The sequence below is a fragment of the Mycobacterium simiae genome (genome assembly GCF_008370645.1).
Classification (GTDB): Bacteria; Actinomycetota; Actinomycetes; order Mycobacteriales; family Mycobacteriaceae; genus Mycobacterium; species Mycobacterium simiae_A.
In genome coordinates this window covers 1-348 of the sequence record NZ_VTZN01000585.1, presented here as the reverse complement: position 1 = coordinate 348, position 348 = coordinate 1, and the positions used below count along the sequence as shown (strand labels likewise).

1 tRNA gene is annotated in these 348 nt (G+C 54.9%); it reads left to right on the top strand.

The features are described 5' to 3' along the window. Positions 1 to 126: 126 nt before the first annotated feature. Positions 127 to 201, top strand: a tRNA-Leu gene (locus F0Q45_RS26995). Positions 202 to 348: the final 147 nt, after the last annotated feature.

Sequence of the window (348 nt, the reverse complement as noted above, 5' to 3'; positions counted from 1 at the left end):
GACGACGATTTGAGCGGCGTGGCCGATGCGCTGGGTAAGGCCATCGACAGTGCTGCGGTATCACTGCGGTATTTGGAGTCGAAAGCGGAGTTGGTGCCAGGCACAAAATAGACTCTGAGCTGGATAGCCCCCATAGCCCAATTTGGCAGAGGCAGCGGACTTAAAATCCGTCCAGTGTCGGTTCGAGTCCGACTGGGGGCACAAGAGCTGTACAGGAGTACGTGCTGGTAGATGCGATTTCTTAGTTTGCTACTTGGCGTCTCTGGCTGGCGTTGCCCACAGTTTGCCCACACTTTCGTCTAACTTGCTGGCAACTGCAGTGAGGTCGTCGTCAAAAAGATCGGCATA